20 protein-coding genes are annotated in these 21,887 nt (G+C 44.8%); 18 read left to right on the forward strand and 2 right to left on the reverse strand.

Going from position 1 to position 21,887, the window contains the following annotated elements:
- Positions 1-74 precede the first annotated feature (74 nt).
- From ACKTT9_RS11955 to ACKTT9_RS11995, 9 genes are all read left to right on the forward strand, one after another.
- A complete protein-coding gene (locus ACKTT9_RS11955) occupies positions 75-1,817 on the forward strand; it encodes an ABC transporter ATP-binding protein (RefSeq protein WP_407871734.1) in 1,743 nt (580 codons plus the stop codon).
- A gap of 187 nt (positions 1,818-2,004) precedes the next feature.
- Entirely contained in the window at positions 2,005-3,204 is a 1,200-nt protein-coding gene (locus tag ACKTT9_RS11960; RefSeq protein WP_407871735.1) for an MFS transporter, read from the forward strand.
- 61 nt (positions 3,205-3,265) lie between these two features.
- Positions 3,266-4,219, forward strand: a complete 954-nt coding sequence (locus ACKTT9_RS11965) for an aldo/keto reductase (RefSeq protein WP_407871736.1) — start codon at positions 3,266-3,268, stop codon at positions 4,217-4,219.
- A 39-nt stretch (positions 4,220-4,258) separates the two neighbouring features.
- Positions 4,259-4,576 (forward strand): NIPSNAP family protein, encoded by a 318-nt coding sequence (locus ACKTT9_RS11970; RefSeq protein WP_407871737.1) that lies wholly within the window; start codon positions 4,259-4,261, stop codon positions 4,574-4,576.
- Between the two features lie 157 nt (positions 4,577-4,733).
- A complete protein-coding gene (locus ACKTT9_RS11975; protein WP_407871738.1) occupies positions 4,734-5,690 on the forward strand; it encodes a sugar-binding transcriptional regulator in 957 nt (318 codons plus the stop codon).
- 30 nt (positions 5,691-5,720) lie between these two features.
- Complete coding sequence (deoC, locus tag ACKTT9_RS11980) at positions 5,721-6,392, forward strand: deoxyribose-phosphate aldolase (RefSeq protein ID WP_407871739.1); 672 nt, start codon at positions 5,721-5,723, stop codon at positions 6,390-6,392.
- 171 nt (positions 6,393-6,563) lie between these two features.
- A complete protein-coding gene (locus ACKTT9_RS11985) occupies positions 6,564-7,754 on the forward strand; it encodes an oxalate decarboxylase family bicupin (RefSeq protein WP_407871740.1) in 1,191 nt (396 codons plus the stop codon).
- 106 nt (positions 7,755-7,860) lie between these two features.
- Positions 7,861-8,460 carry a TetR/AcrR family transcriptional regulator gene (locus ACKTT9_RS11990; RefSeq protein ID WP_407871741.1) on the forward strand — a complete coding sequence of 200 codons (600 nt, stop codon included), beginning with the start codon at positions 7,861-7,863 and terminating at the stop codon, positions 8,458-8,460.
- A gap of 61 nt (positions 8,461-8,521) precedes the next feature.
- On the forward strand, positions 8,522-9,721 hold the full coding sequence (locus ACKTT9_RS11995) for an MFS transporter (protein ID WP_407871742.1): 1,200 nt from the start codon (positions 8,522-8,524) through the stop codon (positions 9,719-9,721).
- An 82-nt stretch (positions 9,722-9,803) separates the two neighbouring features.
- Here ACKTT9_RS11995 and ACKTT9_RS12000 read toward each other — a convergent pair whose 3' ends face one another.
- Positions 9,804-10,637: a sugar phosphate isomerase/epimerase family protein gene (locus tag ACKTT9_RS12000; protein ID WP_407871743.1), complete on the reverse strand. Its 834-nt coding sequence runs from the start codon at positions 10,635-10,637 to the stop codon at positions 9,804-9,806.
- Between the two features lie 104 nt (positions 10,638-10,741).
- Between ACKTT9_RS12000 and ACKTT9_RS12005 the strand changes: the two genes are divergently transcribed.
- Complete coding sequence (locus ACKTT9_RS12005) at positions 10,742-11,785, forward strand: LacI family DNA-binding transcriptional regulator (RefSeq protein ID WP_407871744.1); 1,044 nt, start codon at positions 10,742-10,744, stop codon at positions 11,783-11,785.
- On the opposite strand, the gene ACKTT9_RS12010 is transcribed toward ACKTT9_RS12005, so the two are convergent.
- Positions 11,782-12,642 (reverse strand): DUF1080 domain-containing protein, encoded by an 861-nt coding sequence (locus tag ACKTT9_RS12010; RefSeq protein WP_407871745.1) that lies wholly within the window; start codon positions 12,640-12,642, stop codon positions 11,782-11,784. The genes ACKTT9_RS12005 and ACKTT9_RS12010 overlap by 4 nt on opposite strands.
- Positions 12,643-13,077: 435 nt before the next feature.
- Between ACKTT9_RS12010 and ACKTT9_RS12015 the strand changes: the two genes are divergently transcribed.
- From ACKTT9_RS12015 to ACKTT9_RS12050, 8 genes are all read left to right on the forward strand, one after another.
- On the forward strand, positions 13,078-14,757 hold the full coding sequence (locus ACKTT9_RS12015; RefSeq protein ID WP_407871746.1) for an extracellular solute-binding protein: 1,680 nt from the start codon (positions 13,078-13,080) through the stop codon (positions 14,755-14,757).
- Positions 14,758-14,847: 90 nt separating this feature from the next.
- Positions 14,848-15,735, forward strand: a complete 888-nt coding sequence (locus ACKTT9_RS12020; protein WP_407873018.1) for an ABC transporter permease — start codon at positions 14,848-14,850, stop codon at positions 15,733-15,735.
- 18 nt (positions 15,736-15,753) lie between these two features.
- On the forward strand, positions 15,754-16,653 hold the full coding sequence (locus tag ACKTT9_RS12025; RefSeq protein ID WP_407871747.1) for a carbohydrate ABC transporter permease: 900 nt from the start codon (positions 15,754-15,756) through the stop codon (positions 16,651-16,653).
- A 37-nt stretch (positions 16,654-16,690) separates the two neighbouring features.
- A complete protein-coding gene (locus tag ACKTT9_RS12030) occupies positions 16,691-17,143 on the forward strand; it encodes a VOC family protein (protein WP_127449009.1) in 453 nt (150 codons plus the stop codon).
- Between the two features lie 23 nt (positions 17,144-17,166).
- A complete protein-coding gene (locus ACKTT9_RS12035; protein ID WP_407871748.1) occupies positions 17,167-17,865 on the forward strand; it encodes an SDR family oxidoreductase in 699 nt (232 codons plus the stop codon).
- Between the two features lie 35 nt (positions 17,866-17,900).
- On the forward strand, positions 17,901-18,785 hold the full coding sequence (locus ACKTT9_RS12040) for a transporter (protein WP_407871749.1): 885 nt from the start codon (positions 17,901-17,903) through the stop codon (positions 18,783-18,785).
- 17 nt (positions 18,786-18,802) lie between these two features.
- Entirely contained in the window at positions 18,803-19,246 is a 444-nt protein-coding gene (locus ACKTT9_RS12045) for a VOC family protein (RefSeq protein WP_407871750.1), read from the forward strand.
- A gap of 186 nt (positions 19,247-19,432) precedes the next feature.
- Positions 19,433-21,784 (forward strand): helix-turn-helix domain-containing protein, encoded by a 2,352-nt coding sequence (locus ACKTT9_RS12050; RefSeq protein WP_407871751.1) that lies wholly within the window; start codon positions 19,433-19,435, stop codon positions 21,782-21,784.
- Positions 21,785-21,887 lie beyond the last annotated feature (103 nt).

Below are 21,887 nucleotides of genomic sequence, written 5' to 3' on the forward strand. Positions count from 1 at the left end.
ACCCCTTGCTTAAAATGTTAGCGGTGTACACCCTTTGATGTGTTAGTTAAATAACACGAAAAAGGGGTAAAACCATGCGTTTTCCAGTGAAAAAGTTTTTTTCTTATTACAAACCCTATCTACCCTTGTTTCTTAGTGTATTGGCTTGTTCCTTCATCGTTTCTGCTGTGACATTGCTGTTTCCGCTGCTCGTTCAGCATATAACGAAAGACGTTTTGAAGGGGGACCTGTCCTCAGCATTAAGCAGCGTGTATAAAATTGGCGGGTTGATGCTTGTTTTAGTCGCGATCCAAAATATCGGGAATTACTTTGTAGATTACAAAGGTCATGAAGTTGGCGCACGCATGGAAAGAGATTTGCGCAGCGAGCTGTTTGCACATATGCAGACGCTTTCCTTTGGTTTTTATGATAAGGAAAAGACGGGGCGGCTCATGTCTCGGATAACGAATGACCTGCTGCTGCTTTCCGAACTCTACCATCACGGTCCAGAAGACTATGTGAAATACCTTGTGCGCTTTATTGGAGCATTTTTCATTTTATTTTCCATTAACGCCAACTTAACGATAGCCGTGTTCTGTTTCTTTCCGTTTTTAGGTGCTTTTTCATTGTATTTCAATAAGAAGTTGAATCATGCCCTTAGAAATAACAAGGAACGAATCGGGGACGTAAACGCTCAGGTAGAGGATAGTCTTTCGGGCATCCGTGTCGTCCAGTCGTTCGCTAACGAGCATGTCGAAATCGAAAAGTTTGAGCGGACCAATAATCATTTTCTCGATAGCAGAAAGAGAACATACAAAGCGGAAGCGTATTTCTACAACGCTGTGGAGTCGATCATCCAGCTGATTACCATTACGGTGATTATCTTTGGGAGTGCCAGTATCGTCCGCGAGACGCTCCATATAGCGGATTTGATCACTTTCTTGCTATATATCAGCTTTATGATTGAACCCATACAACGGCTAACGCATATGAGCTCTCAGCTGCAAGAAGGAGTAACGGGCTTCCAGCGATTTATGGAAATCATGAATGTGAAGCCGACGATTGCCAACAAACCGAATGCCTTGATTCTTCCAGAGGTACATGGAGACATTGAGTTTAGGGAAGTTTCCTTCCGGTATGAAGCCCACTTGAACCCTGTATTGGATAATGTGTCGCTTCGCGTGCAACCTGGAGAGTATGTGGCGTTAGTAGGACCGTCCGGTGGAGGGAAAACGACATTATGTTCCCTGATCCCCCGTTTTTATGAAGTAACCCATGGGGATGTATTATTAGATGGCATTAATGTCCGAGACCTCGAACTGAGGTCATTAAGAAATCATATCGGGGTTGTACAGCAAGATATCTTCCTTTTCGCGGGCACGGTTATGGACAATATCCGCTACGGAAACCCGGATGCGGACGAAGCCGCAATTATCGAGGCCGCGAAACGCGCGAATGCTCATGACTTTATCATGGATTTATCGAACGGTTACCATACCGAGATCGGGCAGCGAGGAGTTAAATTGTCAGGTGGTCAAAAACAAAGACTAAGCATCGCTCGCGTATTTTTAAAGAACCCGCCCGTTCTTATTTTAGATGAGGCAACAAGCGCGCTTGATAACGAAAGTGAGAGCCTGGTCCAGGAATCACTGGAGTTATTAGCAAAAGGGCGAACCGCGATTGTCATTGCCCATCGACTTTCCACGATCCGTAATGCCGAACGCATTATCGTATTGACAGAGGGCGGTATTATGGAACAGGGTACACACGAAGTTTTACTGGCACGAAATGGCGTTTATGCCCATCTGTATGCCAAGCAGTTTGAATTACAAGTATAAACGCTCAAACCCCAAATCGGCCTTCTTTTAAAAACAGGTATTTCCATTAATTGGAATGTATCTGTTTTTTTATTTGCCGCTTCAGCTTCACTTAACTCTAGGTAACTTAGTATAAAAATATTTACTCCTTCTCATAACAGGAATGACTATTTATAATTGATAATAAAGAATAAATGATGAGGTAAACATGCAAATCATTCGTGATGTTCGCAAGTTTGTTTCGATTCCCGGAGCGAGAACGCTGCTTACTATGTTATTTCTCTACGGCATAGGAACCGGTATGTTAGCGCCTATGAACGCTGTGTATCTTAACGAGAGTGTAGGGCTTTCGAAAGATCAGATCGTTGCTGTTTTCGCGGTAGCCTTGTTCTGCAATATGACCATTACGATTACCGTTGGATGGATCAGTGACCGGCTGAAGAACAAGAAGAAGCTCCCGGTAATAGCGGCCATTCTTTGCATCATTGGATTGTTTATCTACATGAATGCATCAGATTTTCGGAGTGCGCTCATCGGCATGACGATAACCGTTGCACCGTCTGGATTAATTATGGGGCAGCTGTTTGGCATGGCTAGAAATCATTTTGCCCGCAGTGCCGGTGAGATTGTGGAGATGGCTCAAATATGGCTTCGGGCCACGTATAGTATTGGTTTTTTTACGGGGCTGCTGCTGGGAGCAAACATCTTCCTAATTGCAACGTTTAAAGGCGTACTGTGGGGGAATTTGGCAGGCTATGTAAGTTTGGTCGTTCTCTTGCTGGTGTACAAAGAGACAACGGGTGAACCGGGAGTAAAGCAAGCTGTGAAGGGAGAACCGTTCTCCATTGTTATGCTGATTGCACTGCTTATGCTCGCTTGTGCTGATGCCATTCGAGGCTTATATTTACAGCTTGTCGTATTAAAGTTGTTCGGTAAGCCGGAGATTATGTCCTATATATGGAGCGCACAGGCGGTATTCGAGCTGTTTTTCATGACACTGGGCGGTTACTTGGCGGCACGGTACGGTAGCAAGAAGATTATTTTACTCGGCGGTTGTTTCGCACTCGCCACTTATTTGACGTATACGAGCAGTACCTCGCTTCCTGTTTTCTTTGCCGTCCAGCCATTGTATTCGTTTTTTGTTTCGATTCTGTACGGAGTTGCCATGGGGTATGTGCAGCGGATGTTTTTAAGCCGAACAGGATTTGGGGCAAGCCTATACGTGTTCATCTCGCAAACAGCTTCTTTAATCGGATATTTCTTGCCTCTGTTCATTCAGGGGATAACGCCGAAAATATTCTTCATACCAAGCTCGCTTGTAGCGCTATCGTTACTTATTATCGGAATGGTGTTATACAGGGAAAGACGATTGAATAGGAGGAATTCGATCGTCATTGAGCAACTGTGAACACTTGAAATATTTCCCGAGCAATAAAAGTTCGTAAAACTAAAATCTGGAGGGATTCGTTATGCGCTATCGGAATTTGGGGACAAGCGGATTGGAAGTTTCGGTGCTGGGTTTGGGGACAAATGCATTTGGGGGGCGCGCAGACAAAAATACCTCGATTCGAGTCCTGCATCATGCAGTTGATAATGGGATTACGTTTATTGACACTGCGAATATTTATACAGGCACGAAATCGGAAGAGATCATCGGAGAAGCGTTTGAAGGGCGGCGCCACGAAGTGCTCCTTGCGACAAAAGTGGGGATACAACGAGGAGAAGGCCCGAACACAAGAGGTTCCTCACGCCAACATATTCTAAAAGAACTCGAAGGAAGTTTGCGCCGCTTGCGAACAGACTATATTGACCTGTATCAGATTCATGTTTTTGATCCAAAGACTCCGCTTGAAGAGACTCTTCGTGCTTTGGACGATCTGGTGACGTCCGGAAAAGTGAGATATGTAGGCGCCTCAAATTATGCAGCCTGGCAAATGATGAAAGCCTTGTCGATCAGCGAAAAGGAGCGGCTGGTGAAGTATGTTTCGGTGCAGCCCGGCTATTCACTCGTTGACCGCGGTGTGGAAAGGGAGCTGCTTCCATTCTGCGTGGATCAGGGAATCGGCATTATTCCTTATTTCCCACTGGCAGGAGGAATTCTTACAGGGAAATATTCGGGTGGATCTGTACCAAGCGGATCACAGTTGGACATGAACCCTAACTTCGTGCGGCGTGTAAACTCCGCTCGCGTGGAGGTAGGGGAACAGGTGACGAAGATAGCGGCGGAGATCGGTACATCGGCCACGGCTCTCTCGCTGGCCTGGTTGTTGCACCAACCTGCAGTAAGCACCGTTATCGCAGGGGCGACCCGTGAATCCCAAATCGATGAGAATTTGAAGGCGGTTAATCTTGAGCTTACCGAGGACGTTCTGAAAGCGCTTGATGAAGTAAGTAAAGATTTTGTTTATTCGCCTCCGTTTTGAGGTAGATCGAAATCATGAGAAGATAGAGGTGAATACTGAGTGATATATGAATTGAGAATCTATACCATTCATCCAGGAAGAATCGATGCGATTCGAAAGCGTTTCTCCGATCATACGCTTGGCATTTTTGCCAGACTAGGCATGCAGGTGTGCGATTTCTGGGAGGATTTGGAGGAGCAGCCCAAGCTCTATTACACGATGAAGTATGAAAGTATGGAAGAAAGAACAAGACAATGGGAAGTTTTCTCGCAGGACAAGGAGTGGAACGAAGTAAAGCAGAAATCTGAAGAGGACGGGAAAATTGTTGCATCTGTCGAGCAGATTTTTATGAAAAGAGCGGAATACTTCGTGATTTGACTAGTGCGAATATTGAGGAGCCCAGGCCAGGTATCTTGCCGGGTTCTTTTTTATATGTCCAAGTATTTGAAAATGTAAAAAGTTGAGTTATAATAGATTTGAAATTATGTTCATTATAAATGAGCATAATTTCATAATAAGAAGAGGGCGGAAACACATGGGCGGAGACAAACTGGAGAAAATTGTAGATGCGGCTCGCATGTACTACCAATTGGATTATAGTCAACAAGATATAGCCAAGAAGCTAGGCGTATCTCGTCCGACTGTATCCCGTTTTTTGCAGCAGGCAAAAGAAGAGGGGATAGTCCAGATCAAAATTATGGATCCGACCGAAAATAAAGAACTTTTAGCCGAACAATTGGAAGCAAAGTTCCGGCTCAAAAAGGCGGTCGTCGCTTCGGTCCCTGAATATGAAGATCATATCGTTAAGAAATACATTGGGGAAGCAGCCGCTGTATATTTAGATGAAGTCGTGAAGGATGGCGACACGATCGCGATGACTTGGGGAACAACGCTCTACGAGGTTGCCACTCATTTGCCGAATAAGCTTGTGAAAGATGTGACTGTCGTTCAACTGAACGGTGGTGTCAGCTATTCGGAGACGAATACGTACGCTTCCGAGATTATTCATCTTTTTGGTAATGCGTTCAATACTACTCCGTATTTATTGCCATTGCCAGCGATCGTGGATCACGCAGTTGTGAAGCAGGCGATTGAGGCGGATCGGCATATCCGCAAAATTCTTGAAATTGGCAAGCGTGCGAATATCGCTGTGTTCACCGTTGGTGTACCTTCGGAAGATTCGGTGCTGATCAAAGCGAATTATTTCTCCGAAGCCGACCTGGAGATCATCCACGCGAAGGGTGCGGGTGACATTTGCTCTAGATTTATCGATCTGGAAGGCCAAGTGTGCAGTGAAGAGTTGAATCTTCGCACGATTGGTATCGATCTCGCTGAATTGAGAACGAAAGAGAAATCAATCCTCGTCGCAGGCGGCATGAAGAAGGTCGAAGCCATCTACAGTGTTATTAAAGGTAACTATACGAATACATTGATTACAGATCAATTTACCGCACAACATTTATTGGCTTATGCCAATGAACAATCACAATGAATAATTGGAAAAGTAAAAGGAGTAAATCCCATGGAAAATAAAGATATTGCTCAAATGATAGATCACACGCTTCTGAAGCCGGATGCAACAAAAAGTGAAATTTTGAAGATTTGCAGCGAAGCCAAACAATATAGCTTTGCTACTGTCTGCATAAATCCAACGTGGGTCTCGCTTGCAGCGAAAGAACTCGAAGGCTCGGGCGTAGGCATTACTACCGTCATTGGCTTTCCTCTGGGTGCAACCACAACATTCGTCAAAATGGCTGAAACACGCGACGCCATTGCGAACGGAGCGACGGAAGTGGATATGGTGCTGAATATCGGCGCGTTAAAATCCGGAGATTTGGACACCGTGAAAAAAGACGTCGAAGGCGTCGTTCAAGCGAGCAACGGTCAAGCGGTCGTTAAAGTGATTTTGGAAACAGGGTTGTTGACCAATGAGGAAAAAGTAACGGCTAGTAGGATCTGCAAAGAAGCTGGAGCGGATTTCGTGAAAACATCGACAGGTTTTGGCCATGGCGGAGCAACAGTGGAAGATATTGCTTTGATGAGAAAAACGGTCGGTCCCGAAATGGGCGTTAAAGCATCTGGCGGCGTGCGCGATCTCGAAACGGCTCGCAAGATCGTTGACGCCGGAGCAACACGGATCGGTGCAAGCTCCAGTATCGCCATCGTTACCGGCGGCAAAGGACAAGGCTATTAAAAAAAGGAACAGACGAATCCCTGGGATTTGGTTCTGTTCCTTTTTTACATTTTCAAAAGAGCTAAACAAATCGGGAGGACAAATTTCCAATTTCGGACTGTATTCATAACTTAAGATAGGCACTTAACCAGTGGCAAATTTGAAGTGGTTAGAATATGGGGTGCGAAACATATGAAAATCAATACACCGAATCAAAATATACCTCAACCGATCCGAAGTGATGGGGCTGGTTGGTGGGATTTAGGACCACGTGACATTATGCGAGACAAGGAGAATCCTGACATGCTGGTTTCTCCTGCCACCGATGCCGGTTCGCTTCCCAATCTGAAATTCTCTTTTTCCGATACGAATATGCAGTTAAATCACGGTGGTTGGTCACGTGAAGTGACGGTTAGACAGCTTCCGATTGCGACGGAGGTTGCTGGGGTGAATATGGCTCTGACTCCGGGTGGCGTGCGAGAGATGCATTGGCATCAGCAAGCGGAATGGGCGATCGTGCTTGTGGGGCGAACACGCATTACATCCGTGGATCAAAACGGGAGGAACTTTATTGCCGACATAGGGGTAGGAGACCTCTGGTACTTCCCACCAGGAATTCCGCATTCTCTTCAAGGACTCGAGGAAGGTACGGAGTTTTTGCTCGTTTTCCCGGACGGTAATTTCTCTGATCTTAATACATTAGCTATCTCTGATTTCTTCGCACATACACCAAAGGAAGTTCTTTCAGCGAATTTTGGCGTTCCCCAAAGTGCATTTAACAATATCCCGAACCATCAGGTATACATTTTTCAATCCGAAGTGCCCGGTCCCATAGAAAGTCAACAGGTGGCAGATCCTCAAGGTACGGTGCCCTTACCCTTTAAACATCGACTGCTTGCACAAGAGCCGATTATAACCCCGGGCGGGAGTGAAGTGCGTATCGTGGATTCAAGAAATTTCCCTATTTCGACTCAAATATCCGCAGCGTTACTTGAAATCAAACCGGGTTCCATGAGAGAGATGCACTGGCATCCAAACGCGGATGAATGGCAGTATTATATCTCGGGTACGGCGCGCATGACAGTTATGGCACCCAATGGTACGGCACGTACTTTTAATTATCGTGCTGGCGATGTGGGATATGTACCGCGGGCTTTCGGACACTATATTCAAAACACAGGGAATGAAAGCGTGTGGGCTTTGGAAATGTTCAGGAGTGACCGCTTTGAAGACGTTTCATTGAATCAATGGATGGCGCTCACACCTCCGCAACTCGTATCACAAAATTTAAATCTAGGACCTGAATTCATGCAGGCATTGAATAAAGAAAAACAATTTATCGTGAAAAATCCGGGGATTTCTTACCCAAGAACGAACAAATAAGTGTTTGCAAAGATGTTCATTATCACCTATAATACTGAATGAATGTTCAGTATTATAGGTGATTTTCATTGTCCAGATCTGTCAGCCAGAAAGCGGTGAAGCAAGTGTGAATAAAAAGAAACAGCAGACCGAGCTAACAAAGAAGAAGATAGCTGACGCGGCAAGAGCTTTATTTGCCCAAAAGGGCTATAAAGCAACCGCTATTGAAGACATTGTAAAAGCAGTCGGGTGTAGCGCAGGTAACATCTACTATCATTTCAAGAACAAGGAAGGGCTTTTTTTATACTTGCTTGAGGAATGGAACAGGGAATGGGATAGTAATTGGTTGGATAAAGAAAAGTTGTACCTTACGACAACCGATAAATTATACGGCATGGTTGAATATTTGGCGCTTGATCAACTAAGTCATCCGTTGACGAGAGCTGCTGACGAGTTTTTTAATAATGCGGAGAAAGCTCCGGATGTGGAGGAGCGAATAAACGTAATGGTTAAAGGGTACATTGACTTTAATCGGGAATTGCTTCAAAAGGGAATCGATAATCAGGAATTCGAAATTTCGAATGTCTCCGGTCACGCGATTATTTTGGACAGCTTGCTGCTTGGCTTAAGCCAGCATTGCCGGAGAATGGAACGAGTGGAAGCGCTAGCGACTTATCGGTTGGCTGTGGATGTGTTTCTGCAGGGCATTGCCAGGCCCATCCGCTAGCTTTTTTTTGCAATAATACTGAATATATATTCAGTGTTTTTCGAGATTGGGAGGAATTTAAATGACATTATTGACAAGACATCAAGGAGCTTTATTAGTACTTATGTTTAATCTTTTTCTAGTCTTTTCGGGAATAGGGCTTGTTATCCCTATTATGCCTAAATTTATGGATAGTCTAGGGATTACCGGAGGAGTTATCGGGTTGTTGATTGCTTCGTTTTCGTTGACGCAATTTCTTTGTTCGCCATTAGCCGGACGTTTGGCCGATTCATTTGGAAGAAAAAAGATGATCGTCATCGGCATGATTGTGTTCGCCGTCTCTGAGGGCATATTTGGATTAGCTAGTTCACCTGCCTTGTTATTTGTTTCAAGGATGCTAGGCGGCATCAGCGCAGCCATGATCATGCCGGCCGTTATGGCTTACGCAGCGGATATCACGACTCCGGAAGAACGAGCGGCAGGAATGGGGTATATTACAGCCTCGATTACGACGGGTTTTATTATTGGACCGGGCATAGGCGGCTATATCGCTGAATTTGGGATTCGCGTACCTTTTTACTCCGCGGCGGCTGCGGGACTTTTTGCGGCGTGCATCACCATGTTTATTCTAAGGGAGTCGCTTCCTGCAAAAGAGAAGATATCAGATACTCCAGCTAGCGCGGCAGTTGAACGAAAAGGGCTTTTATCGCAAATGAAGAATGCTTACAAAGAACCCTATTTTTTAAGTTTAATTATCGTTTTTGTAATGTCTTTTGGACTTGCTAATTACGAAACGATTTATGGACTTTTTGTGGATCGAAAATTTGGTTTTCAGCCCAAGGATATCGCCTTTATCATAACGTTCGGTTCCATAGCTGGCGCCGTGATTCAAGTCACAGCCTTTAGCTGGATATTGAATCGTTTGGGGGAGCAGCTTGTTATTTCTCTTTGTCTTTTCTTTGCAGGATTGTTTATTCTGCTGACGCTTTTCGTTCACCAATTCTGGATGATTTTTGCTGTTACCTTTGTTGTATTTTTGGCGATCGATGTCTTACGCCCCGCAATCAGTACCCAATTGTCCATGGTGGCTGCGGATCAGCAAGGTTATGTTGCTGGCTTGAACTCCGCTTTTACCAGTCTTGGTAACATTATTGGGCCTATTGCAGCTGGTTTTTTATTAGACTTGAATGTCAATTATCCATATACGCTGGCGAGCTTGGTCTTGTTAATTTGTTGCGTTTTATCGGTTGCAGCCAAAAAGCGCAGCTTGCAGGGGGCCTAAGAATCCTTTTGATGAGGAACGCGTGCGACGATAAAAAAGGATGAACAGAGCTCCGCGAGTTAGCGGGCTCTGTTTTTTTTTCTTACAATGGTATTTTCAGCTCGGAGGCTATTTCTGTGATATACCCCGCAGCTTGCCGATAGGCTTCGTTGCTTGAGAGATGCTCAATAATGAGCGTCGTATCGGGATGAAGCTTATTAAGTTCTGTGAGGAATGTCCGATAATCCAGATAGCCCTGACCAGGGATAACTTCATCCAAATGGACGGTTAGTTTGCCACTGAGCAGAATATCCTTGGCATGGCAGTTTCGAATATAGGGTCCAAGCTTCGCAAAGAAATCTCGGATCATGTCACCATTGCGATAATAAGTACGTGGATTCGTGACGATATTCACAGGATCGAAATGAACTCCGAAGCCTTTGCGGTCAATGGCCTGAACGAGAGAAAGGTAAGAATCTGCGGAATCCGGGAAAATCCAAGGCATCATTTCAAGTGCAAAAACAGTACGCTCAGGCTTTACAGCGTCTATAATTTCGCGGGTTGTTTCCACAATCAGCTCGAAAGTGTCCTCACTAAAATTCTCGGGATCCGGTCCGTCCCATTGCTCCCCTCGGGATCCGGCTATATTCACGCAGCATTGTGCACCAATTCGCTCTGCCAACTCGAGCCTTTTTATGCAATAGGCAATAGCTTTCCGCCTTGTTTCCTCATTGCGACTGATTGGATTGCTCCAGGCGCCGACTTCGGAGATGAGGAAGTCATACCGTTTGGCCAAGGTCAGATAATCCTCAAGCTCACGGATATCCTCCTCACCACTAATCGGGCAAGTTGTTGCACGAAAGCCAGCTTCTTTAAGGGCAAGCGCCCAATTCTCCGGGTTTTTCTCATTCAGAAATACTTGACCGCCAAGACGCATCGGAACCCCACCTTTTGTAAATTGATTTTAAAAAATATTGACAACGATTTCTAGGCATGTGTATGATGTGCGTAAACACGCGTTCACGAAAGAGGATGAGCAACATGAAAAAAACAGAGATCAACAGCACAGAGATAGCTAAGCTTGCCGGGGTTTCCAGGAGCACGGTAAGCAGGGTCATCAACAATTATTCCAATGTACCTGCTGAAACGCGCGAGAAGGTTTTGAAAGTGATACAACAATATAATTATTTCCCGAATGTGTCTGCCCAGGTCCTTGCTGGGAAGCGGGCGCGTACGATTGGCCTGTTTCTCATTGAGCAAGGGAACGTATCCGGCGATATGCTGACAAATATGCTGATCGTTAGTGTTATTGAACACGCTTCCGAGCACGGTTATTATGTGCTTACCCACATTATTCGTGATGCCAAGGATACGGAAATGATCAAAAACGTAAAAGAGATCTTCTTCCAACGTAGAATCGATGGAGGCATCTTTATCGGAGCAGCCATTCATGAACCGTTCATTGAAGAATTGATCGATGAAGGTTTTGTGATCGGTATTGTTGATCAAACGCTTTCGGATCATCCGGAACCGAATCGAATTGTATCCAAATTTAATAATGACTCGGGCATGAAACAGGCCGTAGCCTATTTGGCAGGACTTGGCCATTCCAAAATTGGTGTCATCAATGGGGATATGAATCGTCTATCCGGCCAGACCAAATTTGAAGGCTACAAAACAGCGATGCGCATGTGCGGCTTGCAGGTGAATCCGAACTGGGTTCTCAATGGCGACGATTTTCATGAGAGAAGCGGTTATAAAGTTATACAAAAACTAATGAGTCAAGAAACGGATCTGCCAACAGCGATCATTGCAGCGAACGATAGTGTAGCGTTTGGAGCCATACGGGCGCTGAAAGAGCATAAGCTGCGTGTCCCCGAAGATCTATCCATGATTGGATTTGATGATCATGCCCTAAGTGAAAAACATCATCCCGCTTTGACGACGATTCGAGTTGATTTTAGCGACATGTTGAAACGCATGACCTCCTGTTTAATTACAAAAATTGAACAAAAGACTACGGATATAAAAGAAATCACGGTTGATTGCAGCCTTGTGGTCAGAGAATCATGTCGAAGAATTTAAATCGTTGTTTCGTTCCCCGATTGACTAAGCTCCCGAATTCGAATATTGCGCCATCTGCAAGCTGCGTTTGGTGCCCAGCGCGCCACTCCCATTCCGGGATCATTATCATGGATTTCAAACGCGATATGTCCTTTTGAACCAAGGAGTTCCCGGACTTTAGCTGCATCATAGAAAGGATGCTTCAGATCCGCAGTATTCATTTCTGAAATTTTCATGTCGTTAATATGTACGGTGATTCGCGGGGATGCCCCAACTACACGAATTTTGAATGTATTCCAATCATTCCACTTCCATATGGACAGGAACTCCTCGCCGTTGGCTGCGTAATCAAGCAGTGCGGGTTTGTCGGGTGTAAGGGGTTCAATGGTTGTCGAGGGGTCTTCTAGTCGCAGCCCTGCGGGATTTCCTTGCTCATCGTATGTCGCATCAAGAGTGAAAGAAATGCCATGGAAGCCACCGATCCCATTGCCATAAATACCACCGATATTTCCCGAGCGGCGGTGATCCAGAAGAATTTGGAATCCTTGAGAACCAAGCGCTGAAGCACGGACCAAGATGCCGGTATCCGCCGGCCAATCTGGGCGCGCCTCGAAAATTAATTCAAAATCCTCGTAAAGCCCGTCGCTAAGCAGATAACCACCATAACCGGATCCAGGCGGATCCTGCCGGCCTGTGATAGCACCGTCCTCAACGGTCCATTTTCCACATGTCTGTGCAGCTTGTTGGTATTTCTCGGTGGTAGGATCCGGGCCAGGTTCGCCGGGAGCTCGTGGAACAGGCAAGCGGGGAACGAAATGCCATCCTGTGAGCGTTTTGCCATCAAAAATGGGGGTGAAATTTGCGTCGTTTTTCTCCATAATACCTCCTTGTGTTCAACAATGAGTGGAAAAGTTCTCTGTTTGGTAATTATATCATAAACGCGTGTTTAGACAATGGAGTTTATGAGAGTTGATGGATTTTTATTTGGAAATGCGTAGAAATTAAAGGTTGACAGCGCTTTTATCGGTTGTGTATGATGAGTCCATAGACACGTGTTCACATAGTTAATGGCAGATTGGAGCTTAAAAATGGCGGGTTAGAAGTCTGATATTTTTTTGAACCACAATTAACACGCGTTCAGTCGGTTTTTGACGATTCAAGGGTCAGTTACACTAAAAAATAAACGCGTGTTTACGAAGCGGAACACACAAGAAACTGTATGCAGGTTTTGGTTACATGTTCATCAGCCTTAGCTTTATCATAGCTTACAAAGCTGTGTCATAATAACAATCCAAATACAGGAGGAATTACACGTGAAAGAGCTGAAAATCAAAAGAGTCCTACCGCACACCTTGGTGGCCCTACTGACGGTTTTTACTATTTCAGCTTGTGAAACCGCTACCACGGGGTCTGATGCACAAAGCACTAGCAATCCTTCAGAAAACATGGACGCCAATGGGAAATATCAGAAACCGGTCACCATGACCTGGGGTGTTCAAACAGCAGCAGCTTCCAAACTCCTGGACAATGAAACTTGGGAAGATAACCGTTGGAGCCGCTTGTTCAAAGATAAGCTCAATATTGATCTTCAGGTTGCTTTCACGGCCGACAGCAGTACCGATGCATATAAAAATAAACTGAATGCCATCATTGCTTCAGGCGATCTGCCGGATGTATTCAAAACGCAGGATACAAACGTTTTTCTGCAGTTGGCACAGAATGGGCAGCTGGCCGATCTCACCGAGGTGTATAACAAATATGCGACGGATTCCATCAAGGAATATCAAAAGAGATTTGCTGATTCCTTTAAGGGAGCTACGATAGACGGCAAACTTTATGCGATACCTCGAATGAACGACAACTTCCACGAAGCGCCGTTTCTGTGGATACGTGAAGACTGGCTTAAGCGAACGAATTCTCAGCCGCCCAAGACCATCGAAGAACTTGTTGCTCTAGCTAAGAAGTTTGCCACCGAAGATCCGGATGGAAATGGTAAGAATGGCGACACGATTGGCCTTGCCCTGAACAAGGATCTCATCAGACAAAATCATGCCAGCATTCTTGGTCTGGTTTCCGCGTTTGGCGTGCCTGGACGGGACGAAAGCATGTTTTATCGTGATCAGAATGGCAAAATGACGTTTGCCTGGATTCAGCCGAACATGAAGCCGGCGCTTGCGGTATTGGCAGATATGTATAAACAAGGACTTATCAACAAGGATTTTACCTCCAAAAGCGAATCAGCACTCGTAGAAGATATCACCAGCGGCAAGATCGGTATGGCTTTCGGCAGCAACTGGGGCACCTGGTATCCCTACAATAATGTTTATAAAAAAGATGGCGTCATCGTACGTCCCTACCCGATTCCCACACAGTCCGGTTACGATTATAAGATTGGTATCGAAAGCAACGCTGTAGGCCAGATGACGATGGTAAGAAAAGATTACAAAAACCCCGAAGCTGTTATTAAAATGTTAAATCTGTACGATGAGACCGTTAATTATTCAACAAAGGATGTCTACGATAAATATTGGGCTAACGAGCAATATCGCCTATCGCCAATTTACATCGATCAACCGGGTGAGGTTTACGCAGCAGATTTGCTGAAAGCCATGGATAAAGGCTCCTCCGAAGGCCTTCCTCCTGCCGCAAAGCCCTTATATGACTATATTGCTGGCTTTGAAAATGGAACTCTTGCCAAAGATGACAACGCCTTCGGTACTTGGGGTCAAATGTCCAAGTCAGGCTCTTTACCCATCGTATTGAACAAATACATTCCCGACAAGGCCATCGTCCAGAGTATCCTGGGCATTCAAAGGCCCGATGTATGGTTAACGAACGTTGCTTCCTTGGATACTCTGACCATCACGACCTTTACGGATATCATAACGGGTACTAAGCCTGTCGATTATTTCGATACCTTTGTGCAGCAGTGGTTGAAGGCAGGCGGTCAAAAATCACTTGACGAACTGGATAAAATGTACCCGGCCAAATAAAGGTTTAGATGGCAGCGGTGGGTGATATCTCACCGTAAATCATTGACAGGTGGTGAAGTGGTGTTTGCGAGTCTGAAACGAAAAGACAAGATGTTAAGAGAACTACCGTTATATCTCATGCTGCTCCCCGCTGTCGTTCTGGTTGCAATCTTCAGCTATGGCTCTATGGCCGGCGTAATCATCGCTTTTCAAAAATTTATTCCGGCGAAAGGGATGTTCGGGAACCAACAATGGGTAGGCTTTCAAAATTTCGTTACGTTGTTTTCCATGCCGAATATAGGGTTGGTCATTCGCAATACGGTTGTGATCGCCTTGTGCAAAATGATTGCAGGCGTTGTTGTTCCAGTGGGGTTCGCCTTGCTGCTCAACGAAGTCAGGAATCAGTTAACCAAGCGTATCTTTCAGACACTGGTGTATTTACCGCACTTTTTGTCCTGGGTTATCTTATCGGGCATTTTATTAAATCTTTTGTCACCGAACGAGGGTTTTGTCAATATCATTCTATCCAAGCTTGGCATTGAACCTATCTTTTTCCTGGGTAACCCGAATGTGTTTCCAGCCACAATGGTCATCAGTGATATTTGGAAAACTTTTGGATTCGGATCGGTGATTTATCTGGCTGCTCTCACAGGCATAGACCCTGCGCTTTACGAAGCAGCAGTCATTGATGGCGCAAACCGTTGGCAGCAGACCAGGCATATTACCCTGCCCGGCATCTCATCGATGGTCGTACTGATGACCGTGTTGGGTCTTGCCAATATTCTCAACGGCGGTTTCGACCAAATCTATAATATGTACAGTCCCGTGGTCTACTCTACCGGCGATATTTTGGATACCTTCGTGTTCCGTCTAGGCATTGAACAGGCGCAATATGCGCTCTCCACTGCGGCTGGCCTGTTTAAGTCGTGTGTATCGCTAATTTTTATCGTCGTATCTTATTACTTGGCGGACAAATTAACCGGATATAGAGTCTTTTAATGGAAAGGAGAGATGACCATGGGAATAAAGGCTTCCCTATCACGCAAAATATTCCTGGTGAGCAATTCCATATTCCTGCTGCTTGTTGCACTTTTATGCATTGCGCCTTTTATCAACCTGTTGGCCGTATCATTCTCGGATAAAGTAGCCGTAGCGGCAGGGGAGGTTACTTTTTTCCCAGTGGGATTTACAACGATCTCTTACCAATTTATTACGAATACATCGAAGTTCTTCATGTCGCTGCTGGTTTCTATTAAACGAACGGCCATCGGCGTTCCGCTCAATTTATTATTGATCATTTTGACCGCGTATCCTCTCTCGAAAGCAAAAGAAGATTTTGGTGCGCGGAGTATTTTCTCATGGTTTTTCGTTGTGACGATTCTCTTTAATGCCGGATTAATTCCTACCTATATGGTCGTGAAAAGCACCGGATTAATGAATACCATCTGGGCGCTTGTTTTGCCAGGAGCACTTCCCGTGTTCAGCATGCTCGTTGTCATGAATTATATGCGCAGTCTGCCAAAGGAATTGCTGGAGGCAGCGTATATGGACGGCGCGAGTCACGTGCAGACTTTAATCCGTGTGGTTTTGCCGGTCTCCATACCCACGCTTGCGACAGTAACGCTTTTTTCATTCGTAGACCACTGGAACAGTTGGTTTGACGGCATGATTTATATGAACAAAATTCAAAACTATCCCTTACAAACCTATTTGCAAACGGTTGTCGTGAATCCGGAGGAGTTTATTCGGAACAACACGGATCTGAGCGGCAACTTATCCAAATATTTGTCCATGGTCAGTGCCCGAACGACGGGAGCTGCACAAATGTTCTTGGCTATGATACCAATTTTGTGCATCTATCCTTTCTTGCAAAAGTATTTTACAACCGGGCTCGTGATGGGCAGTGTGAAGGAATAGGCCGAAGAAACGAAAATAAAAATTGGAAGGTGCAATTATGAAAAATAACATTAGTTTCGATGGCTTTATTCAGATCGCGATTGTCGTCAATGATATCCAGAAAGCAGCTGAGGCATGGGCAAATCTATTAAATTTTCCTGTGCCGGAAATCCGTTATCTGCCTCCCGTACATAATCCTGATTTGACGTATCGTGGCAAACCGGCCTATTACGGCCTGAAACTCGCGAATATCCGAGTTGGCAATTTTGTTATTGAATTGCACGAACCTGATGAGAAGGACAGCACTTTCAGGGAATTTCTTGATCAACATGGCAACGGGGTACATCATCTAGGCTTCCAGGTAGGCGAGAAACGGGATGCCATCATCGGCGAGTTGGAGGAGATGGGTTATGCCATGCGGACGATTGGTTATTACCCTGGCAGCAGCTGGACCATTGTCGACGCTGAGGATGATTTGGGCGTTAATTTGAACATCAAACCCCGAGCTTAGCAGGGGCAAAAGGAGGAGCATGCATGAATATCGTCATTACCGGTGCCAATCGTGGTCTTGGGTATGAATTGACACTCGCTGCCGTACAGAGGGGGCACAAGGTCATAGCGGGAAATCGTTCACCGCAGGAAGAGGGGAAATTGTTGGAACTGGTCAGCCGTTTCCCCGGCCAAGTTAAGCCTGTTCAGCTCGATGTATGCGACGAAGAATCGATTGCCCGGTTAGCTGAAACGTTACGTGAAGATCAACAAACGGTTGATGCCGTTATAAACAACGCGGGAATTTTGCTCGGAAGAGGTGTTGCTCTAGAAGAATTGCCTATCGAGGATGTGGTTCGTTCCTTCGAAGTTAATTTGTTTGGCCCAATGATGCTCATCAAACATATGCTTCCTCTCATGGAGGAAGGCAGCTCGCGAGCCATTCTTAACATTTCGTCCGAAGCAGGCAGTATGTCCAACGCTTACGGGGGAGATTTTCCTTATGCCATTTCCAAGACGGCGATCAACATGTTCTCTAAGCAGCTTAAAAGGTATGTAAAAAACAGAGGAATTCGTGTGTACGCCATTCACCCTGGCTGGATCAAGACAGACATGGGCGGCGAGAAAGCTCCGGGAGATCCTGTCGAAAGCGCTAATGGCATTATGGATATCCTCGAAATGAAAAAAGAGATAGATCCAGAATCCTTTTTTGTCAATTACAAAGGAGAACCGATGCCTATGTGACAGTTAGGCGAATTGAAAAATGAAGGAGATTCGCGATGAATACGTTAAAGGAACCACGAAAGGTAGAAAGAAGAAACGTGATCAGTACGTTGGAAACAGTCGATGTGACGACTGGCGAACGGAACATTTTGGCTGAATTTGATTTTCTGATTGAAGCACCCAACTGGACGTGTGACGGCAACCACCTTGTGTATAACAGTTTAGGCCGTCTCTATACGTTTAACCTCATGACAAGGGAAAGCACAGCCATAGAATCCGGCTACGCCATCCAATGCAATAACGACCATGTGCTCTCACCGGATAACTCTTTGGTTGCAGTAAGCCATCACACTCACGAGGACGGTCTTTCTCGCATCTATACGTTCCCCTTGCAGGGTGGTGATCCGACACTCATTACGCCGATAGCACCAAGCTATTTGCACGGATGGTCACCAGATGGAAGCACATTAGCTTATTGTGCAGAGCGGAATGGCGAATACGACATCTACACCATTCCTGTGAATGGGGGCATAGAAACACAATTAACGTTTACCACGGGGTTAAATGACGGCCCTGAATATTCACCTGACGGTCAACACATCTGGTTCAACTCGGTACGAACAGGTCTTATGCAAGTATGGCGAATGAATGCCGACGGCAGTGAACAGACCCAAATGACGGTTGATGAGAGCAATAATTGGTTTCCTCACGTATCTCCGGATGGAGAACTGGTGGCCTATATCACTTATCGTAAAGGCGATGTCGCTCCCGGGGATCATCCCGCTAACAAAGATGTAGAAATTCGTGTGATGTCCAGCACTGGAGGCTGTTATCGAACAGTTGTCGAGCTTTTTGGAGGACAGGGAACTCTTAACGTCAATTCCTGGTCGCCGGACAGCAGGCATCTGGCATTTGTTAGTTATCGTATGCAATCTTCCTAATGTAAAGGAGAAAATCGATGGAACAGACGATTCTGGGTACAACTTTGGTTTGTCAGATTGCTATGATCGTACGTGATGTGGAAAAGGCGACCCATCGCTTTGCCGAGCTTTTAGGAGTCCCGGCTCCCACGATCATCATGGCTAATGAAGATGGCAGCGACACCGTCAGCTACATGGGGAAACCTACCCAAGGGAGAGTGCGACTTTCATTTTTTCACATGGAAAATGTCGTCATAGAATTCATTGAACCTACAGATGATCCTTCAACTTGGAAGGAATTCCTTGAAACAAAAGGTCCGGGAGTCCATCACATCGCATTTAAGGCAAAAAATAGAATGTTGGAAACGGCTGCCAAACTGGAGGAATTCGGCTTCCCTCTTATTCAAAATGGCAATAAATATGCTTATGTAGAAAGTACCGACGATTTGGGCGTCATTCTTGAACTTCTTGATATTGATTAAATGTACATCTCATGCCAGGACTAAGCGTTAACACCGTTCTAGTAGAACAGTGTTAGCGCTTTTTTAATTTCGTTATTCCGACTTAGCAGAAAGGAAAATAGCTAAATATGTCGAATTTTATATAACATAGCCATGTTACTTGCAGCACCTTTTTTTTGTTTCAATCTCAGATATAAGGAGATTTGTATGAGTGTACTGTCCATGTTGAAATTTCGAGTGTACAAGCGGGGGTTGGGTGGCAATTATTTTCGGAAAAGCCTGATTTTTGTATTGATCGTAACGAGTTTCCCTACCGCAATTATTGGAATCAGCACCTATTTAATTGGTATTAATCAAGTAGAAAAGGAAGTATACCAAAAAAATAAGTACCAGCTGGAGCAAGTGTTCAAGCGGTTCGATGAGCAGTTCTCGCAGCTTGAGATGACGGTGGATAAAGGGGCAGCTAATTCCATTTTTGATGAAAAGATAAGGCATGCTAACTTCATAGAAGAGTTTCAGGTTATGCAAGACATTTACAGATGGTTAGCTGTGACCCAAAGCTCAGATCCCATGATCATGAGGATTGATTTATTTTTAGACAATCAGCAGATGTTAGTTTCTAATGATCGAGGAGCCATTTGGCTCAAAGATGATGCGAACAAGTCAGCCTATGATTCGGTCCTGAAATCGGAGGATTTGATGTATTGGAGTGACGCAGAAAACTTTTATCCAAGCGATTCTTCGTCATTGTTTCCTTTAGTCCTGGTACACAAGCTTCCGTTCATAAGTACGAGGCCATATGGAGCTCTTTTCGTCTATTTGGACAAAAATATGATTGACAAAGAAATTACCCAATTGAATCCATATGAGAATGGGATTTCTTTTATTATGAAGCCGAATGGTGATTGGATTACATCGGGCAAAGAGACGGACGCCTCCAAGCAGCCTTTAAAAAATGTCATCAGAAGCAAAGTATTAAAGGATGTTGCGGATCAAGAGTCTTTTACTGTGAAGTGGGAAGGCGAAGAGTACTCCGTTGCTTCGGCTACATTCTCTCGTTCCGGTTGGAGATATGTCATTGCTACGCCTATTTCGCAATTGATGCAACCGATTACATTAACTTCTAAGCTTATGTTAGGCGTAAGTTTTATGGGGATCATCATTGCCGCTTTATTGTCTTGGTTTGCTTCACAACGCATGTACCGGCCGATTAAACGCTTGGTTCAAATGTTTGGCGGGGGAATAAGCAACAAAATACCGGAAGAAGAAGATCGTTCGGACGAAATCAAGTTTATAGAAGATAAATGGCTTAATATTACGCGTAAAAGTGAGTTATTTCAATCTCTATTGGAAGAGAACCGGTATAGCATAAAAAAAGGCTTTTTGCTGCAATTGATACAAGATCAGCTCTACTTTTTCTCTGAGAAAGAGCTGCGGGAGCGTTTGCAGCGGCATGGTTGGGATACCGAAAACAAGAAGTTTTCGCTGCTTCTCATTCAATTATCGCCATTCTCGGAAACAAGTAAAAGGTTCGTGGAAGGGGACGAGCAGCTTGTCACATTCGCGGCTGCCAATATTATTGAGGAGCTGTCGGTGGATAAAGCCAATATGGAAGTGATCAATCTCCATAACTTATCCGTTTCTTTACTTGTTTCTTTTGAGCAGGATAAGCCAAGAGAACAAATAAAAAGCGAACTCTTTAAAATCTCAAATGAATTAATTAGCATGATTACCAAATTACTTGGCGTACATGTTGCCGTAGGGATCAGCAGGCCAACCAGCGCTCTCAAAAATTTGCCCAAAGCATTGGATGAGGTCAAGAAGTGTCTACATTTCCGGGAAATTGGGGAGCACGGGCAAATTCTTAGTACCGATGATTTGATTCCGTATGTGAAAGAAAATCCGGACTATCCGTTCCAAATTGAGAAAGAATTGATTCATGCCCTGCAAATGAGAGCAGAGGAAGAAACCATTCAACTCCTGCATGAATTCCATCAGGTATTAAAACATAATGCTGGGAAGGCATTTCAGATCCAGCAATTTACGGCTCAGCTGCTAAGCAGCGTTTTACGGGCAATGATCCAGCTTGACGTAGCCCATGCCAGTGCCAACCAGGGAATCAATCTGTATGAACAGCTGTTCAAACTAAAGGAAATCGATGAAATTAATAAGTGGTTCAAAAATGCAGTGATTCTGCCTTTTCTCAAAGCCTTATCCGAAAAGCAAGGGATTGAAATGAAACAAACGATTCATAAGGTGAAGGAAATGATTGCTCAAGAATATATGAATGATATCTCATTGGAATATTTATCAGACAAAATCGGCATCCTGCCAAAGCGATTAAGTGCCGTTTTCGCGGAAGTCACCAAGCAGAATTTTATTGATTACCTGACTGAAGTTCGCATTGAGAAATCTAAGGAGCTGCTAAGAAACACGGATTTAAAGGTCACTGAAATTGCAGGGAGAGTGGGTTACCAGCCTTCCTATTTTAACAAGTTGTTTAAAAAATCAGAAGGTGTCACACCTGGTGAATATAGAGAAGCAGGATTAGGGCTATAATGCGAGAGCATGTAGTCTTTTTTTTATGAAAATGGCCTTGAAATGGGCTTGAAACGGGCTTTTAGGAAAAAGTATTATCCCGGTAAATGGTTTCAGGAAAATG

Source organism: Paenibacillus sp. P36 (assembly GCF_045866505.1).
GTDB classification, from domain to species: Bacteria; Bacillota; Bacilli; order Paenibacillales; family NBRC-103111; genus Paenibacillus_E; species Paenibacillus_E chondroitinus.

What these genes read in the sequence shown, in the direction of transcription:
- ACKTT9_RS12035 (WP_407871748.1), top strand. Translation starts at nt 17,167, where the DNA reads ATGAATATCGTCATTACCGGTGCCAATCGTGGTCTTGGGTATGAATTG.
- ACKTT9_RS12020 (WP_407873018.1), top strand. Translation starts at nt 14,848, where the DNA reads ATGTTAAGAGAACTACCGTTATATCTCATGCTGCTCCCCGCTGTCGTT.
- ACKTT9_RS12025 (WP_407871747.1), top strand. Translation starts at nt 15,754, where the DNA reads ATGGGAATAAAGGCTTCCCTATCACGCAAAATATTCCTGGTGAGCAAT.
- ACKTT9_RS12005 (WP_407871744.1), top strand. Translation starts at nt 10,742, where the DNA reads ATGAAAAAAACAGAGATCAACAGCACAGAGATAGCTAAGCTTGCCGGG.
- ACKTT9_RS12040 (WP_407871749.1), top strand. Translation starts at nt 17,901, where the DNA reads ATGAATACGTTAAAGGAACCACGAAAGGTAGAAAGAAGAAACGTGATC.
- ACKTT9_RS12030 (WP_127449009.1), top strand. Translation starts at nt 16,691, where the DNA reads ATGAAAAATAACATTAGTTTCGATGGCTTTATTCAGATCGCGATTGTC.
- ACKTT9_RS11995 (WP_407871742.1), top strand. Translation starts at nt 8,522, where the DNA reads ATGACATTATTGACAAGACATCAAGGAGCTTTATTAGTACTTATGTTT.
- ACKTT9_RS11975 (WP_407871738.1), top strand. Translation starts at nt 4,734, where the DNA reads ATGGGCGGAGACAAACTGGAGAAAATTGTAGATGCGGCTCGCATGTAC.
- ACKTT9_RS12050 (WP_407871751.1), top strand. Translation starts at nt 19,433, where the DNA reads ATGAGTGTACTGTCCATGTTGAAATTTCGAGTGTACAAGCGGGGGTTG.
- ACKTT9_RS11985 (WP_407871740.1), top strand. Translation starts at nt 6,564, where the DNA reads ATGAAAATCAATACACCGAATCAAAATATACCTCAACCGATCCGAAGT.
- ACKTT9_RS11965 (WP_407871736.1), top strand. Translation starts at nt 3,266, where the DNA reads ATGCGCTATCGGAATTTGGGGACAAGCGGATTGGAAGTTTCGGTGCTG.
- ACKTT9_RS12000 (WP_407871743.1), bottom strand. Translation starts at nt 10,637, where the DNA reads ATGCGTCTTGGCGGTCAAGTATTTCTGAATGAGAAAAACCCGGAGAAT.
- ACKTT9_RS11955 (WP_407871734.1), top strand. Translation starts at nt 75, where the DNA reads ATGCGTTTTCCAGTGAAAAAGTTTTTTTCTTATTACAAACCCTATCTA.
- ACKTT9_RS12045 (WP_407871750.1), top strand. Translation starts at nt 18,803, where the DNA reads ATGGAACAGACGATTCTGGGTACAACTTTGGTTTGTCAGATTGCTATG.
- ACKTT9_RS11960 (WP_407871735.1), top strand. Translation starts at nt 2,005, where the DNA reads ATGCAAATCATTCGTGATGTTCGCAAGTTTGTTTCGATTCCCGGAGCG.
- ACKTT9_RS12010 (WP_407871745.1), bottom strand. Translation starts at nt 12,642, where the DNA reads ATGGAGAAAAACGACGCAAATTTCACCCCCATTTTTGATGGCAAAACG.
- deoC (WP_407871739.1), top strand. Translation starts at nt 5,721, where the DNA reads ATGGAAAATAAAGATATTGCTCAAATGATAGATCACACGCTTCTGAAG.